This is a genomic window from Herbivorax alkaliphila, assembly GCF_030848475.1.
GTDB lineage: Bacteria > Bacillota > Clostridia > Acetivibrionales > Acetivibrionaceae > Herbivorax.
In genome coordinates this window covers 1-15,849 of sequence record NZ_JAVDDS010000045.1, presented here as the reverse complement: position 1 = coordinate 15,849, position 15,849 = coordinate 1, and the positions used below count along the sequence as shown (strand labels likewise).

At 33.1% G+C, this 15,849-nt stretch carries 13 protein-coding genes; 2 read left to right on the top strand and 11 right to left on the bottom strand.

Translation table 11 applies throughout. The features are described 5' to 3' along the window. Positions 1 to 24: 24 nt before the first annotated feature. From RBH29_RS13920 to hcp, 3 genes are all read right to left on the bottom strand, one after another. Positions 25 to 1,221, bottom strand: a complete 1,197-nt coding sequence (locus RBH29_RS13920) for an NADH:flavin oxidoreductase (RefSeq protein WP_306697536.1) — start codon at positions 1,219 to 1,221, stop codon at positions 25 to 27. A 14-nt stretch (positions 1,222 to 1,235) separates the two neighbouring features. Then, entirely contained in the window at positions 1,236 to 2,195 is a 960-nt protein-coding gene (locus tag RBH29_RS13915) for a UbiA family prenyltransferase (RefSeq protein ID WP_306697535.1), read from the bottom strand. Positions 2,196 to 2,693: 498 nt separating this feature from the next. Further along, a complete protein-coding gene (gene hcp, locus RBH29_RS13910) occupies positions 2,694 to 4,322 on the bottom strand; it encodes a hydroxylamine reductase (RefSeq protein ID WP_306697534.1) in 1,629 nt (542 codons plus the stop codon). A gap of 233 nt (positions 4,323 to 4,555) precedes the next feature. Between hcp and RBH29_RS13905 the strand changes: the two genes are divergently transcribed. Next, entirely contained in the window at positions 4,556 to 5,134 is a 579-nt protein-coding gene (locus RBH29_RS13905) for a YdcF family protein (RefSeq protein ID WP_306697533.1), read from the top strand. 93 nt (positions 5,135 to 5,227) lie between these two features. Next, positions 5,228 to 5,884, top strand: a complete 657-nt coding sequence (gene ytaF / locus RBH29_RS13900; RefSeq protein ID WP_306697532.1) for a sporulation membrane protein YtaF — start codon at positions 5,228 to 5,230, stop codon at positions 5,882 to 5,884. A 4-nt stretch (positions 5,885 to 5,888) separates the two neighbouring features. On the opposite strand, the gene RBH29_RS13895 is transcribed toward ytaF, so the two are convergent. The 8 genes from RBH29_RS13895 to RBH29_RS13860 form a co-directional block, all read right to left on the bottom strand. Then, on the bottom strand, positions 5,889 to 7,406 hold the full coding sequence (locus RBH29_RS13895; RefSeq protein ID WP_306697531.1) for an aminotransferase class I/II-fold pyridoxal phosphate-dependent enzyme: 1,518 nt from the start codon (positions 7,404 to 7,406) through the stop codon (positions 5,889 to 5,891). Between the two features lie 15 nt (positions 7,407 to 7,421). Further along, entirely contained in the window at positions 7,422 to 8,114 is a 693-nt protein-coding gene (locus tag RBH29_RS13890; RefSeq protein WP_306697530.1) for an MgtC/SapB family protein, read from the bottom strand. A 299-nt stretch (positions 8,115 to 8,413) separates the two neighbouring features. Next, a complete protein-coding gene (gene spoIIR, locus RBH29_RS13885; RefSeq protein ID WP_306697529.1) occupies positions 8,414 to 9,124 on the bottom strand; it encodes a stage II sporulation protein R in 711 nt (236 codons plus the stop codon). 248 nt (positions 9,125 to 9,372) lie between these two features. Beyond that, the gene (locus RBH29_RS13880; protein ID WP_306697528.1) at positions 9,373 to 10,968 is read right to left on the bottom strand and encodes a CTP synthase; all 1,596 of its coding nucleotides are present in this window, start codon (positions 10,966 to 10,968) and stop codon (positions 9,373 to 9,375) included. 1,164 nt (positions 10,969 to 12,132) lie between these two features. Beyond that, positions 12,133 to 12,972 carry a CAP domain-containing protein gene (locus RBH29_RS13875; protein ID WP_306697527.1) on the bottom strand — a complete coding sequence of 280 codons (840 nt, stop codon included), beginning with the start codon at positions 12,970 to 12,972 and terminating at the stop codon, positions 12,133 to 12,135. A gap of 197 nt (positions 12,973 to 13,169) precedes the next feature. Further along, on the bottom strand, positions 13,170 to 14,879 hold the full coding sequence (locus RBH29_RS13870) for a proline--tRNA ligase (protein ID WP_306697525.1): 1,710 nt from the start codon (positions 14,877 to 14,879) through the stop codon (positions 13,170 to 13,172). A gap of 367 nt (positions 14,880 to 15,246) precedes the next feature. Further along, positions 15,247 to 15,405 (bottom strand): hypothetical protein, encoded by a 159-nt coding sequence (locus RBH29_RS13865; protein ID WP_306697524.1) that lies wholly within the window; start codon positions 15,403 to 15,405, stop codon positions 15,247 to 15,249. 249 nt (positions 15,406 to 15,654) lie between these two features. Beyond that, the coding region (locus tag RBH29_RS13860) for a hypothetical protein (RefSeq protein ID WP_306697523.1) at positions 15,655 to 15,849 on the bottom strand (195 nt) is incomplete at its 5' end.

The following is a 15,849-nucleotide window of genomic DNA, read 5'->3' as shown; positions in this document are numbered from 1 at the left end:
ACATTCCCCCTTCTCTACTTCTTTTCAATTCTTATAACAACGAGTAGCCTGTTCTGAGTCACACATTACCGCACATATATTGCAATTTATACATTTTGAATTGTAGAATTCATTTTTCATAAGCTTTTTTACAAAATCTGTCTCACAAATAAACGGTCTACACAAACTCACAAAATCAAATCCACATTCTTGTACCAAACTTTTTATCTCTTCTCCCTTTCTCACTCCTCCTACATATATTATAGGGATATTTGATTTTTCCTTTGCTATCTTTGCATACTCTAAATTATATAAAGGAGCAAAAGGCTTTATTTTATATCTTAAAAATGGATAAACAAATGTCTTCCAGAGCTTTTTGCCAATTTTGGTATTTGCACGACAAAGAGGATTTTCTGAAAGCACAATATCTACAGGCACATCACCTCTGAATATATTCATTGCATAGTCCATTGTTCCATAACTTATTTCAATTGCATCTACTTTTTTATAATCCAAAAATTTAATTAATTCTACAAACTGGCTTTTTTTGAATTTATTAAAGTAATCATCACTCCCACTTACTTTTACTAGTATTGCAAATTCTTTTCTGCACTTCTTTCTGATACCATCAATTATAAGTTCTAAAAACTTAGTTCCTATGCCAGTACTTCTACTAATTCCAAACTCATCTTTTCTCTTATTAATTGATGGCAGTATAAACTGATGTATTAGATACCCATGAGCACAATGAAGCTGTACCCCATCAAACCCTGCTTCTTGTGCATAAAAGGCAGAATCAACAAATTTATCGACAACATCCATTACCTGTTTTGTGTCTAAAACTAATGGTTTTTCTCTAAAATAAAATGACCTTTTGCTTGAAACCCCCACAGCAGGTACTCCTGTCACATTGCTTTTAGTCTGTCTTCCTGTATGGGCTATCTGCATAAAAATTTTGCAATCATTTTTATGTACAATATCAGTAACTTCTTTATAACAGCCAATTTTTTCATTATCTTCTATACCTGCCTGTCCTGGATGCATGGCTTTTCCCTCTCTACTTACAAATGAAAAACCTGTAATAATAGCACCAACCCCACCTTCTGAAAGTTTTGAATAAAGTTTTAAATACTCTTCGTTGGGATTGCCTTTTTCATCACACATCCCTTCAAAGGCGGCAGAACGTATTATTCTATTTTTTAGTGTTGTACTTCCTATATAAGCCTTTTCAAAAACCTTCATTGTTAACTCCCCCTCTAAGCCTTACTGTTTGAATGCAAGTCAAACAACAACCCTACAAATATATACGTGACAATATATAACATCATCCCTAGCTGTGGATTAAATAATGCAATCAAAACCGCCTGTGAACAGGAGCATGTGCGAAAATTAAAGGAAAGGGAATAATATGCTTTCTCTCCTTCAGGATATTTGTAATATAAAAATCCTGTCCAAATCTGAAGTATCACTGTAATTATTGAAAGAAAAACAAAAGTCTTGTCTATTATAAAATAGTTAAACATTAAATGATATACTAACACAAATGAAAAAAGCGGCAAAACGGTTATTAAAAGTCCAATCTTTCTTGCTTTTTTTATACCATACTTTACTACAACAGTTTTCTTCCCAGCTTCCCTGTCCCCTTTATAATCCTTAAAATATGTGTAAAAAGTCATTACCCCATTTATAACTGCAACTATAATAATTAGTCCAATTAGAGTTTTTGTTATATAAGGATATTCTAGAGAGCCTGAAGCTAAAAACCCTGCTGCTAATGGCATTGATAACATTATTCCAAATACAATGTTGCCTAAAACTCCATATCCCTTTGCATATTCATATAAAACATTTAAAGCTATCCCCAATGTAACTGGTATTATTGCTATTGGCTCTAAATAAAATACAAATACTAAAAAGGTAATCAATAAAAGTATCCCTGATGTTGCCAATGCTTTTTTGTATGGCAGCTTCCCTGTAACCATCGGCCTTAAAGGTGCATTTATTCTGTCTTCTTTAAGTCCTAAGTAGTCATTAATTATTTGATTAATTCCCCAACTTAAAAATAAAATAGTCAAAATAACTAGCTTTCTAAAAAAATCTAAAGTCCCCCCGGTTATATGTTCATAATATACAACTCCAAGCCAGCCAGATATTCCTGTCACAAAACCATAATACAGTCTCATTGATTTAACATATTCTTTAATAAACCTAACCATCAAACATTTCCCCTCTTTATTCACTAAGTCTATGTGCACGATACACGCTTTTAACTTCCCTACTTAATATTTTATAAAATTATACCCTTTAAAACCAGTGTCCAGAGTCACTAATTTATATGACTTTAGTCACTAATTTAAAATAAGAAAATGACTTTAGTCATTGACTAAAGTCATTTTCTTATTTTTTATCTCTGCATCAATCTGTCCTATATTCCCACCTGAATAACCTTCATGGCTTTTATCCCCAAATAGATTAAGTCTAATTAGTGTCAGCTACCGGAAAACTATCAATAAGAGCCTTTTATCCCAAACCCTTTTTTATTTTTTTATAAAAAAAAGCTAAAAGTCGAAAGCACCCGGCTCTCGAACTTTTAACTTATTTCTTTGTATATTTTCTGCACTTTCTTTACCTATACATATTTTTCAAGAATCCTTTTATCTTAATCTAAGACTTCACCTGAAGCCTCGATATTTAGCTTTAGCTAAAAGAGTTCACTAAACCATAAACTCTTTGATGTCTTCTTCTACAGAACCCACACCAGCAATTCCAAATTTCTCTACTAGAACTTTAGCTACATTTGGTGAAAGAAAACTTGGCAATGTAGGTCCAAGATGAATGTTTTTAACACCTAGATGTAACAATGCTAAAAGTACAATTACAGCCTTTTGCTCGTACCAAGCAATGTTGTAAACAATCGGTAATTCATTAATATCGTCAAACCCAAACACTTCCTTAAGCTTTAGTGCAATAACCGCTAAAGAATAGGAATCATTACATTGACCAGCATCAAGTACTCTTGGAATACCTCCAATATCACCTAGCTTTAATTTATTGTAGCGATATTTAGCACAGCCTGCAGTAAGAATAACCGTATCATCTGGAAGTTTCTCAGCAAACTCAGTGTAATATTCCCTTGACTTCATTCTGCCGTCACATCCTGCCATAACAAAGAATTTTTTTATAGCTCCAGATTTAACAGCTTCAACCACCTTATCAGCTAGTGCCATCACCTGATTGTGAGCAAATCCTCCTACAATACTTCCCGTTTCAATCTCTCCTGGAGCAGGAAGAGTCTTAGCAAGTGCTATAATTTCTGAAAAATCCTTTTTGCCATCTTTAGCAGCTTGTATATGCTTGCATCCAGGATATCCAGAAGACCCGGTAGTAAATATTCGCTTTCGTACTTCCTCATTTTTAGGAGGAACAATACAGTTTGTTGTAAATAAAATTGGCCCGTTAAAAGACTCAAATTCACTAATTTGCTTCCACCAAGCATTTCCATAGTTGCCTACAAAATTATCATATTTTTTGAAAAAGGGATAATAATGGGCTGGAAGCATTTCACTATGAGTATACACATCTACTCCAGTTCCCTTTGTCTGTTCCAACAACTGTTCTAAGTCAGTCAAATCATGACCTGAAATAAGAATTGCCGGATTATTTCTTACCCCAATATTTACTTCTGTAATTTCTGGACTGCCAAACTTAGAAGTATTAGCCTCATCTAAAAGAGCCATAACTTTAACACCATACTCACCTGTCTTCAGCGTAAGGGCAACAAGTTGATCAGCTGAAAGTGAATCATCAAGAGTCGCTGCTAAAGCCTCATAAATAAAACCATTTATATCAAGATTATCTTTGCCAATATTTTTAGCATGTTCAGCATAAGCTGCAATACCCTTAATTCCATATATAATCATTTCTCTTAAAGAACGAACATCTTCGTTTTCTGTAGCAAGTACACCTATAGAACCTGCCTTTTTTAATATATCATCTTTTGAATTTATTTCAAATGTAGCAGCATCATGCAAACTACTTGCCTCAGTTTTCTCCCTTAATTCATCTCTTAAAGAAATCATTTTATTTATTTGTTTTTCAATTGCATGGTCGTCAAAGTTTGCATTTGTAATGGTCATAAAAAGACTGTTAATAACTTCATAATTTGTACCACCAATCTTGTCAACGTCAACTTTACCCTTGACAACAATATCTGACATTCCTTTTAAGGTATAAATCAAAAGATCCTGAAGTTTTGAAACCTCCTCATTTTTTCCACATACTCCTTTTACTGTACAACCTTTTCCACCAGCTGCTTCCTGGCATTGATAACAAAACATACTCATTAAATTTTCCTCCTTTTTTTAATAGTTTTTAAATATCATACAAAGTTTACTTAAGCCCTATGGAGAGTTTTCCTCTAACTTCTTACATGTTTATTTTACCGTGAAACACCCTCTATAGTCTGTTGCAATTGCAACTAAATGCAAAAAAAATCAGCGATTAACTAGTTGCATGAAACCCTTAGTTTATAGTATATTAGATGTATGTTAAGATTTTAGGAATTGAGGGGAGTTTTTTGGGTAAAGTAAAAAAAATAATTCTTATTTTATCTTTGATTATACTTTGTTCTTTTACAATACTGCATATGTTTGTAGTGTTTTCATCAAGTTTTCAAGAACCCTTAAAATCAGATGCTATATTAATTTTAGGTTTTGGATTAGTAGACGGAGAACATCCAGATGAGTGGCTAGAATCACGTCTTTCAAAAGGTTTAACTCTCTATAACGAAGGGTTTGGAGAATACATTATTGTATCTGGCGGCAAAGGTCCTACAGACAACATACCTGTATCCTATGCAATGAAAAATTGGCTAATAGAAAGGGAGGTACCTAAAGAAAGAATTCTAATTGAAGATAAAGCTGTAAATACATTTGAAAATATAATACTATCTAAAGCTATTATGAACTCAAAAAACCTTTCTTCAGTTGTTGTTGTAACAAGTGATTTCCACCTTTTTAGAGCCTTAAAAATGTCTAAAGATCACTTTGACAACGTTTCTGGAGTAGCTTCAAATTCAGAAGGTTTTTTTAAAAAAACAATTTATTATTTACGTGAAGATCTTGCAGTTTTAAAGTACCTTATTTTTAAATCATAGCAGACTGTAAATAGAAATATATAACCTTTTTCAATCCAAATTCATATAATATCAAAGGAATTTAAAAGATTTATTTGGGTTGAGGTGAACAATATGTTCTTTACCATTATTCTACTGGCAGTTTCATTGAACTTAGATGCTTTTGGTGTAGGTCTTTCCTATGGTATTAGAAAAATAAAAATCCCTATGTTTTCTAGAATAATTATATGTATGTTTTCTGTATTTTATGCAGGTATAGCATTGGTAGGTGGTAAATCTTTAGCTACATTTTTGCCTGAAAACATATCAAAAATTATAGGTGTATCAATTTTATTTGTCATGGGTACCTTAATTATCATTCAAGCACTAGTAAAAAAAGACAACAAACCACATTCAGTCTACAAATATGTAAATCGAGAAAAAACACTTATTAAGTTGGCAATCAAATCACTTAGAATAACAATTAAAGTAATTAGAAACCCTATAGAAGGCGACATTGACAGATCGGGGAAAATAGAATTTTCTGAATCAGTGCTTTTAGGTCTTGTTTTGTCAGTTGACGCCATAGGGGTAACTTTAGGAACTGCCTTAACTGGCTTTCATTCCTTTGCCATACCTTTGGTCGTAGGAATTTTTCAGTTTGCCTTTTTATTTATAGGAACTTACTTAGGGGAAAAATTCGCTTTAATTGAGAAAATAAACAAAAAAGTAATGGCTCTTATACCAGGGTTGCTGCTATTATCACTTGCTCTTATAAGCTGGTTTAATTAGAGCGTCAATCAAAACCTAAAACCATAATATGATTAATAAAAGGGTCTGCCGTCCCCTGCATCTGGCATTTTTGATCTTTTAATACGTTTATGTAATCTACAATCTCCTGTGTTATTCTCTCACCCATACATATAACAGGTATGCCAGGAGGATATGCCATAACCATTTCTCCTGATATCTCTCCAATAGACTTTTCTAAAGGTACTTTTTTCTTAGGACTGTAAAATGCATCTCTAGGAGATACTATCATTTTGGGATTTTGTAAAACAATCGGTGCACTTTTATATTCATGTATTTCAGACTTAGATGCCATATGTTTTAAGGCATTAATTAATGAGATAACATTTTTTTCACTGTCACCAATACTTATAACAGCCAAAATATTGCACATATCTGAAAGTTCTATTTGAATATTGTATTCTTTTCTAAGTTTAGCTTCAACTTCATACCCTGTATAACCCAGCCTTGAAACATTTATTCCAAGCTTTGTTTCATCAAAATCATAAACACCCGGCATACCAATTAATTCTTTCCCAAATGCATAGAGACCTTCAATTTTATTTATTTCATATCTTGCCATCCTTGCAAGACTTAATGCATTTTCTAAAAGATCACTTCCTTCAGTAGCCAATTGTTTTCTTGCCACATCTAAAGAACTCATCAATAGATATGAGGCACTTGTAGTATATGTAAGATTTAAAACTTCTTTTATTTTTTCAGGTGAAACCATGCTTCCCCTAGACAAAAGTGCCGAACTCTGGGTCATTGAACCAGCTGTTTTATGAAGACTTACAGCACTCATATCTGCTCCAACCTCCATTGCAGTGAGAGGAAACTCATCGTGAAAACACATATGTGCACCATGGGCTTCATCCACCAAAACAGCCATTTCATGCCTATGTGCTATTCTAACTAAAGACTTTAAATCTGAAGCAACACCATAATATGTAGGATTGTTCAAAAATACTGCCTTAGCATGAGGATTTTCTTTTATAGCATTTTTAAGGCTCTCCTCGGTTATTCCCATGGCAATTCCCAATCGATCATCAATCTTAGGCTGTAAATAAACAGGAATTAATCCACTTAATATTATTCCTCCAATTGTAGATCTATGAGCATTTCTTGGAATTATAATCTTATCTCCCGGCTCACATGCACTCATAATCATAGCTTGAACTCCTGCTGTTGTTCCATTAACTAGAAAATATGCACTTTGAGCAGCAAATGCCTGAGCAAGAAGCTTTTCAGCTTCATAAATAACACTGGTTGGATTGTTTGCAAAATCAAGTTCTTCCATACCATTTGCATCCATTTCAAGAGCACGCTCTCCAATGTATTCCCTAAATTCTCTCAATCCAGCCCCCTTTTTATGACCCGGGACGTGAAATGGAATTACATCGCTTTCAACATACTTTTTAACCGCATCAAAAAGCGGAGTTTTAGATTGCCTCATCTTTCGCACTTTTATTATTTCCTCTCTTTTTTTGTAGTTTACAGCACTTAAACTAATATTAAAAATCATTTGTTCTTATAATTTTCACTCATCATGTACTTTTTGGACGCCCTTTACTTCTTGAAGATCACCAACTATAGATTCTTTTTTTACATCAACAGGTATTTTAATCAAAAACTTAACTACAACTTGATTTTCATGATCATTGTTTATAAACTCAATATTTTTTATCACTACATTGTGCTTTCCAAAAACACAACCTATAGCTCCTATTTGTCCTGGCATGTTTTTAGTTGTTATATGAAGAATGCTCAATTGTTTTTTCTTTGTAAATTGTGCTTCCATCTTTTTTAATACAATCAGCGTAATATAAATAACCACTGTAGTAATTATTGCACCCTGATAAAAACCAATTCCTGCAGCTATTCCAACACATGAAACTGCCCATAAGCTTGCAGCAGTGGTAAGTCCTCTTACACTTACACCATCACGGATTATTGTACCAGCACCTAAAAAACCTATTCCGCTTATAACCTGTGCACCTAGACGTGCTGGATCAGCATTGGTAAAATATTTATACTGTTCAAATATAAATTGAGATGTGCTCATTACAAGAGCAGCACCTACGCAAACTAAGATATGAGTTCGAAACCCTGCAGGCCGATTCATACTTTCTCTCTCATATCCTATAATTCCTCCTAATAAACCTGCTAAGAATAATCTTACCAATACAATAAAGTAAAAGTTATCGAATATTGCAAAGATAATTTTGTCCATTTTGTTAATTCATCTCCTTGCCATAATTATAGCATATCCCAACATTAGTCACAATCACAGTGAATTGGTTTCTAGTGTATATAATGAATGTCAAAAAAAGAATATTCCATCTTTTTATTCACTTAGGTAAATAGCATGCACCCATTAGTTTGGGGTTGATACATCACTAATATTTAAAAATACCATCCACTTTCATAAATCATTGGTTTCTTGCGTGCAAAAGGACGGATTCTTTTTTAAAAGATATCCGTCCTTTTTATATAATGTTCAGGAGGAAGATATATACAATAATAACTTTTTTAATTGCTAGCTTTAAAAATACGATTTACCACTCCACCCACTTTTTCTTTTGAATTTCTAAATACTTCTACCGCTTTAAATTTAAATTCAACAGATATTTCTTTTACATCTGATGTTTCTGAAGCAAAAATACCATACTGCTCTTTTTCTATAATTTCTTCAAAATCTTCTTTAAAAGCCTCAGATACTGTACCATGAGTTGCATCTACAAAACACAAGGGTGGAAATAACACGCACCACCAGTTTTCACCAACACTCTCTCCAATAGAAACTCTCAACGCCTTATAAACTCCAGCTGGAAAGGCAATATCACTATATACCTTAGTAGGAAATGGATAGTCTCCCAGCATTACATCTACTGAATAATTTTTCCCTCGCCCTTTAATTTCATCTTCTGCAATATCTTTTATATGATTTAAATTATTATTAATTATTTTATTTGATTTATCCACATCTTTAACACCTTTAAGCTGATCTTTCATATATTTCATTATTTCATCTCTTACATGGTTTTTAAGCTCTTGATCCTCAGGTGAATCACTGTTTGCTACAACATGAAGTCTTATTAAATTATCTGTCAGTCCACTTCTGACATTTTCAGAACAGGATGATAAAATTATTAACACTGTTAAACTGCTTAATAATAAAATTATAGATGCTGTTTTAATCCTTCCTGCCAATCCTTTTTTATTCTTATACTTTTTAGCCATATTAGTTCCCCCTCAATTTTGTATAGTATTTCCTTAAGACTTATTTTCATATCATTCCATGCACTTAATTTATTTACAGTACAAACTTTAATTGCTTAGTATAATTGTTTACAAGTTCAAAAGATTTTATACTATACATAAAATTTTTTTCAAAAGAATCTATTTTTAGGACAATAAAAAAAACTTTACCTTAGATAAGATAAAGTTTTACTTTATTTTAAAATATGTAATGTCAAACTTTTTCACAATCACCCCAGTGCAGCCCTAATAAAATCTTTAAAAAGGGGATGCGATCTGTTAGGTCTTGACTTAAACTCCGGATGGAATTGAACACCTATAAACCAAGGATGATTCTTTATTTCAATAATCTCAACCAACCTTTCACTTGGAGATAACCCAGTTAACTCCAGTCCTTTAGACGTCAATATATCTCTGTACTCATTGTTAAATTCATACCTGTGTCTATGTCTTTCATAAATAAGATCTTCACTGTATATGTCATAAACCTTTGAGTCTTCTGCTATTTTACACGGATATAGTCCCAATCTCATTGTGCCACCTTTTTCATCTATATCCTTTTGCTCTGGCATAAGATCAATAACTGGATAGACAGTATCTGAATCAAACTCAAAACTATTTGCCCCTTTTAGACCTGCTACATTTCTAGCAAATTCAACTACAGCCATCTGCATGCCAAGACATATGCCTAAAAATGGTTTTTTGTTTTCTCTTGCGTATCTTGCAGCAGCTATTTTCCCTTCTATTCCTCTATCTCCAAATCCTCCTGGCACTAGTACTGCATCAACTTCCTTAAGGAAGTCTTCTACATTGCTGTCTCCAACCTGTTCAGAGTCAACCCATTTTATGCTAACATCTGAATCATTTGCTATTCCCCCATGTTTTAACGCCTCAACAACACTGATATATGCATCAGACAATTCTACATACTTTCCTACAAGTGCAACAGTTACACTTTTGCTTAAATTCTTTTGTCTTGATACCATCTGATGCCATTCACTTAAATCAGGTTCATAACAAACTAACTTTAGACGCTGGCAAACACTTGTTGCAAGTCCTTCTTCTTCAAGCATTAAAGGAACTTCATAAAGTCCATCAGCATCTAAATTTTGTATTACTCCTTCGCTTGGTATGTTACAGAAAAGACCTATTTTGTCTTTCATGTCCTGAGTTAACTCTTTTTCTGTTCGACAAACAATTACATCCGGTTGTATACCTATACTCCTAAGTTCCTTAACGCTATGCTGAGTCGGCTTTGTTTTTAATTCCCCTGGCTTTGTTAAATACGGTACAAGGGTAACATGTATATACATTACATTTTCTCTACCCACTTCTGTAGCCACCTGTCTTATAGCCTCAAGGAAAGGCAAGCTTTCAATATCTCCTACCGTGCCTCCTATTTCAGTTATAACAACATCTGTCTTGTTTGTCTTTCCTACACGGTACATTCTTTCCTTTATTTCATTTGTTATGTGAGGAATCACCTGGACAGTTCCGCCTAAATAATCACCTTTTCTTTCCTTAGTTATAACTGACCAATATATTTTTCCAGTAGCAACATTGCTGTGTTTGCTGAGATTTTCATCAATGAACCTCTCATAATGTCCCACATCCAAATCAGTCTCTGCCCCATCATCTGTTACAAAAACCTCTCCATGTTGATAAGGACTCATAGTTCCAGGATCAACATTAATATATGGATCAAATTTCTGAATAGTAACTTTAAGACCCCTTGCTTTCAAAAGCCTTCCTAACGATGCAGCCGTTATACCTTTACCAAGACCCGACACCACACCACCAGTAACAAAAATATACTTAACTGACATTATCTTAATCCTCCAATAAACAACTTCAGCCGACAAACAATCGGCTGATAAATAAACATTTATTTATTATATCACTAATTTAAATAACATGTTTATATTTTATATTTGACAGCTTTCTGTGTCAATACTAAAAACCATGTCATTATATTAAAAATATACTATTTTTTTATCTATTTTTAAAATTATTAGCATAAAAACCCCCCTTTATCCAAAGAAACACACAGAAAAAGCTGCTAATTTAGCAGCCCAAAGCTCTCTAATCTTAAGTTCCAAAAAATCTTTTCTCTCCACAAAAAATTCAAATAAAATATTTCCGTTCAATAAAATATATATTTTGTGAATATATATTCTCCCCTAAACCTTCCAAACCTTCTCAATTCTTCTCAATCCAAATCATCGCTAAGTTAAAGTATTTCCTTCTAAAAAAAACTTTCTCCCGCTAACACTTATCAACATCCTAAATCAAAACCTCGCCTTATATCATCCACCCTTAAATAAGGTGTCTAGGGCGAAACCGATAAATAAAAAAACCTTACATTTAATAGTTTAAGAGCCTTGGACTGCTAACTTAACAGCTTCTCCTTTCTATAATATTAAATTTAATTCTCTCTAATGAATACTTAATAACTATGAAACATAAACAAGTTTAGGGCACTTCTAACTAACTTCTTTAACAAACCAGATACAAATATACCTATTATTAATACTTAGAACATGAAAATTATGTTTAATTGAAAAGCATAAATATATTCTTTTAAAATTTAGTTACAACCGTCTCATCTATAATTATACATTTAATGAAAAACGCTGTCAATACAATATAGAAAAATATTCCCTGATTATTTTATATTTTTTTTCACAAGTATAAATTATATAGTTTGAGTTTCTATATTTATCTTCTTCTAAGACTCCACCTAAAGCCTAGATGTTTAGCTTTAGCTAAACGAGTTCACTAAAATCTAAATGAATTCACTATAATAATTTTTAAAAAAATTCATGAGAAATCTCCTTAAACTGAGCAATATGACTGCTCTTAACTATACTGGCCACATTATTTTACAAAAATTAGAGTTTTTATAAATTTCTATATCTTTAAAATACACAAAAGCTTATATGGAATTATTTCAAATCCCATATAAGCCCTTCTTAACTGCTTTGTACACATTATTTTCCTATAAAATGTTGAACAATTACTTTGCCATATGCTGGACTATCGACAATTCCAACTCCTGTATAACCAAATTTACTATTTAATATGTTCTTCTTATGTCCTTCAGATTCCATCCATGCCTTAACTGCTCCTTCTATCGTGTTATTACCAGCTATATTTTCACCAGCAGATTTAAACTCTATATCATGTCTCCTCATCATATCAAATGGAGAACCATGTTTTGGGGACTGATGGGAAAAATAATTTTTTTCAACCATTTCTTTAGCCTTTAACCTTGTTACTTCCATTAATTCCATATCCAATTTTAAAGGTTCAACTCCTGCCTCCTCTCTCTCTTTATTAATCAAGTCGATTAATATCTGCTCTTCTTCACTTATTCCTTTAAGTGCAAAAGTTTCTTCAGACTCTTTAGGTTCACTTTCCTTCGTTTCACCTTCTTTAGGTTCCGAATCTTCTTTACCTGTTGCCGTCTCCTTTTCTTCTGGAGATTCTGTCACTTCTGGTTCTGAATCTTTAGATGCTTCAATCTGATGAATGTAATTTGCTGACACAGCTCCTACATACCCGGATTCAGGGTCATACACAGTAAACCAATCAGAAAGTCTTCCAAAAATCTGTACCTTTTTACCATTTTCAAGCACACTTATAATTGGAAACTCTGTAGATGCTCCCTGACGCAAATTTAAATTTGACGCTGTTACAACTCCTTCTTCAAACTCAATACTTTCAAATTGTGATATAGCCGCTACCTCTTGAGCATTATTTTGCATAAAGCCCAATACCCCAGTTAACACTATCATCACTGCAACTAATAAGACAATTCTCCTACTCATAATAATCCCTCCGACTTTTAAAATTAGGTTTACAAATTAATTTATTTTATAATAATTACAGTTGATAATAGTATTGACAAATTCACATGAATTATTTACATTTCCCCACTATAAAAAAAATTTTATTGCTGTAAACATAAAAAAATGGTTCTATCCCTAAAAGCCAAGATAAAACCATTTTATAATTATTTTTAATTCTAAATAACTTCGGATTTAATTCTTTCTAAAGCTTCCTCCACTGGCAATTCTGAAATTTGAGAATCTTGTCTTTCCTTATATTCAACAATCCCTTCACTTGCTTTTTTGCCTACTGTAATTCTAGTTGGTATACCAATTAGGTCTGCATCTTTAAATTTCACCCCAGGTCTTTCCTTTCTGTCATCAAGCATCACTTCAACACCTGACTCTAAAAGATCTGAATATATCTTTTCTGCAAGCTCTCTTTGAGAATCATTTTTTATATTTACCGGTATAACTGTAACATGATAAGGAGCTACAGACATAGGCCAAATAATTCCATTCTCATCATTGTTCTGCTCAATTATTGCCGCCATTGTTCTATTTATTCCTATTCCATAACACCCCATAACCATAGGGTTTTCTTTCCCGTTTTCATCTAAATAAACACATTTTAAAGCTTCCGTATATTTTGTTCCTAGTTTAAATATATGTCCTACCTCAATTCCCAGTTCAACTTTAACAGGTTCCCCACATTTAGGACACTTATCTCCTTCACATATAGTTCTTATGTCCTTTACTTTAGCAGTTTTAAAGTCTCTTTCAATATTTACATTTTTATAGTGAAATCCTGACTCATTAGCACCTGTAATAAAGTTTTTCATATCTGCCACTTCATTATCAATTATAATTTCAATATCCAGCCCGACAGGTCCTGCAAACCCAACCTCTGCACCTGTTAGCTTTTGAACTGTTTCTGGATCTGCCATCTCAAGTTCTATACATCCTAAAATATTTTGAAGTTTTGTCTCATTCAGTTCCCTATCTCCTCTTACCATAACAGCTACAGTTTTGTCATCAGCCTTATATATCAAAGTTTTTGCAAACTCCTTCGAACTACATTTAAAAAACTCCATAAGCTCTTCAATAGTCCTTACGTCAGGTGTTTCAACTTTCTCCAGTTCATTCTTATTGCTACACTCCTCTTTACTTTCATTGCAACAACTTTCTCTACCACATTCAGCTTTTTCGTCATTTGCAGCATACCCACAAGCTTCACAATAAGCAATTCCAGATTCACCAATAGAGGACTTTACCATGAATTCCTGTGAACCAGAACCTCCCATAGCTCCTGTATCTGCATCAACAACAATGTAGTCTAGACCACAGCGATCAAATATACGGCAATATGCGTCGTACATTTTCTGGTATGACAAATTAAGGCTAGCCTCATCCCTATCAAAACTGTATGCATCTTTCATTACAAATTCTCTAGACCTCATTACTCCAAATCTTGGTCTTCTTTCGTCCCTGTATTTATTTTGAATTTGATAAAGGGTAAGGGGAAGAGACCTATAAGATCTTGTTTCATTTTTTACCGTTTCGGTAAAAATCTCTTCATGAGTAGGGCCTAAACAAAACTCTCTATTTCCTCTATCCTTTAACCTAAACATTTCAGCACCAAACACTTCCCATCTTCCCGATGCCTGATATGCTTCTGCTGGTAAAAGTGCGGACATAATAAGTTCCTGAGCTCCCGCTCTGTCCATTTCTTCTCTTACAATTTGTTCTACTTTTCTAAATGTCCTATATCCTAACGGTAAAAAAGAATAAATACCTGATGCTAACTTTCTCATCATTCCTGCTCTTAACATAAGTTTATGGCTGGCTATTTCAGCTTCTGCTGGAACTTCTCTTAGTGTTGGAATAAACATATTGGATACTCTCATATCTTTACCTCCTAAATTTTTAAAATTTATCTATATAATTATTTTATAAAAGCTTGTTTTTTGGCAAACTTTTTAGATCATACAACGTTATGTCAATAACTAATAGCCAAAATTAGATTTCTATAAAATAAAAAACTCCCCCCTGTATAATGGGACGGAGCATTCATCCGCGGTACCACCCAAATTGGCTAAACCCGACTCTAAAATGTCTTTAACGGAACATACCCGACAGTCTCATCAACTACATCTCCAGGGTGGGAAGAAAGTTCCTGATTTAGGAGTCTTCCAGCTATAAACTCCATTCTCTAAAAATCTTACCTTTCGTAGCCCTTTCATCAATTACTCTTATCATTTTCATGATAATATATCACTTAAACCTTGTCAAGGGTTGGAAAACTGTTAAAGTCAAACTAAATTCAGTTCTTCCCTTTTCTTTTTCTGATAATGCCTTTGTTACATTTAACGCTCCATCAAAACTGCTTCTATATATATTTAGAACCCTTCGAGTAAACGACTCTTCTTTCAAGTTTTATAGAATAATCATGCCAAATTCAATTCAAGAACCGTCCCTAGTTTTACTTCCATGTTTTCTTAAAGAATCATCTAGGAGTCCACTCGAAAAGTCAAAAATCTTGAATAATTATAAAAAAACACATTGTTTTTTGCGAACTTATGCATAATTCAGCCATTATATATTTATAATAATTCAGCATATTCGTGTTTTCGAGTGGACTCCTAGCTCAACTAAAACTTCATCGCCTTTTATATCATAAAACTAATCATATTTTCTTGTCAAATCTGTTCCAAACTTAGAAATGCTCTTTAAAATACGATGCCTTATTACTGGAATATCTAACCTCGTATGTGATGGACTGTTATATTTTTCGACACCTTTGACATCTTCTTCAAATCTTTGAATTTCTCCAAAATTATGTCGCATTGGATATATATCGAATTTCAAACCATACCC

What these genes read in the sequence shown, in the direction of transcription:
- RBH29_RS13870 (WP_306697525.1), bottom strand. Translation starts at nt 14,879, where the DNA reads ATGAGAGTATCCAATATGTTTATTCCAACACTAAGAGAAGTTCCAGCA.
- RBH29_RS13890 (WP_306697530.1), bottom strand. Translation starts at nt 8,114, where the DNA reads ATGGACAAAATTATCTTTGCAATATTCGATAACTTTTACTTTATTGTA.
- hcp (WP_306697534.1), bottom strand. Translation starts at nt 4,322, where the DNA reads ATGAGTATGTTTTGTTATCAATGCCAGGAAGCAGCTGGTGGAAAAGGT.
- RBH29_RS13915 (WP_306697535.1), bottom strand. Translation starts at nt 2,195, where the DNA reads ATGGTTAGGTTTATTAAAGAATATGTTAAATCAATGAGACTGTATTAT.
- RBH29_RS13895 (WP_306697531.1), bottom strand. Translation starts at nt 7,406, where the DNA reads ATGATTTTTAATATTAGTTTAAGTGCTGTAAACTACAAAAAAAGAGAG.
- RBH29_RS13875 (WP_306697527.1), bottom strand. Translation starts at nt 12,972, where the DNA reads ATGAGTAGGAGAATTGTCTTATTAGTTGCAGTGATGATAGTGTTAACT.
- spoIIR (WP_306697529.1), bottom strand. Translation starts at nt 9,124, where the DNA reads ATGGCTAAAAAGTATAAGAATAAAAAAGGATTGGCAGGAAGGATTAAA.
- ytaF (WP_306697532.1), top strand. Translation starts at nt 5,228, where the DNA reads ATGTTCTTTACCATTATTCTACTGGCAGTTTCATTGAACTTAGATGCT.
- RBH29_RS13880 (WP_306697528.1), bottom strand. Translation starts at nt 10,968, where the DNA reads ATGTCAGTTAAGTATATTTTTGTTACTGGTGGTGTGGTGTCGGGTCTT.
- RBH29_RS13920 (WP_306697536.1), bottom strand. Translation starts at nt 1,221, where the DNA reads ATGAAGGTTTTTGAAAAGGCTTATATAGGAAGTACAACACTAAAAAAT.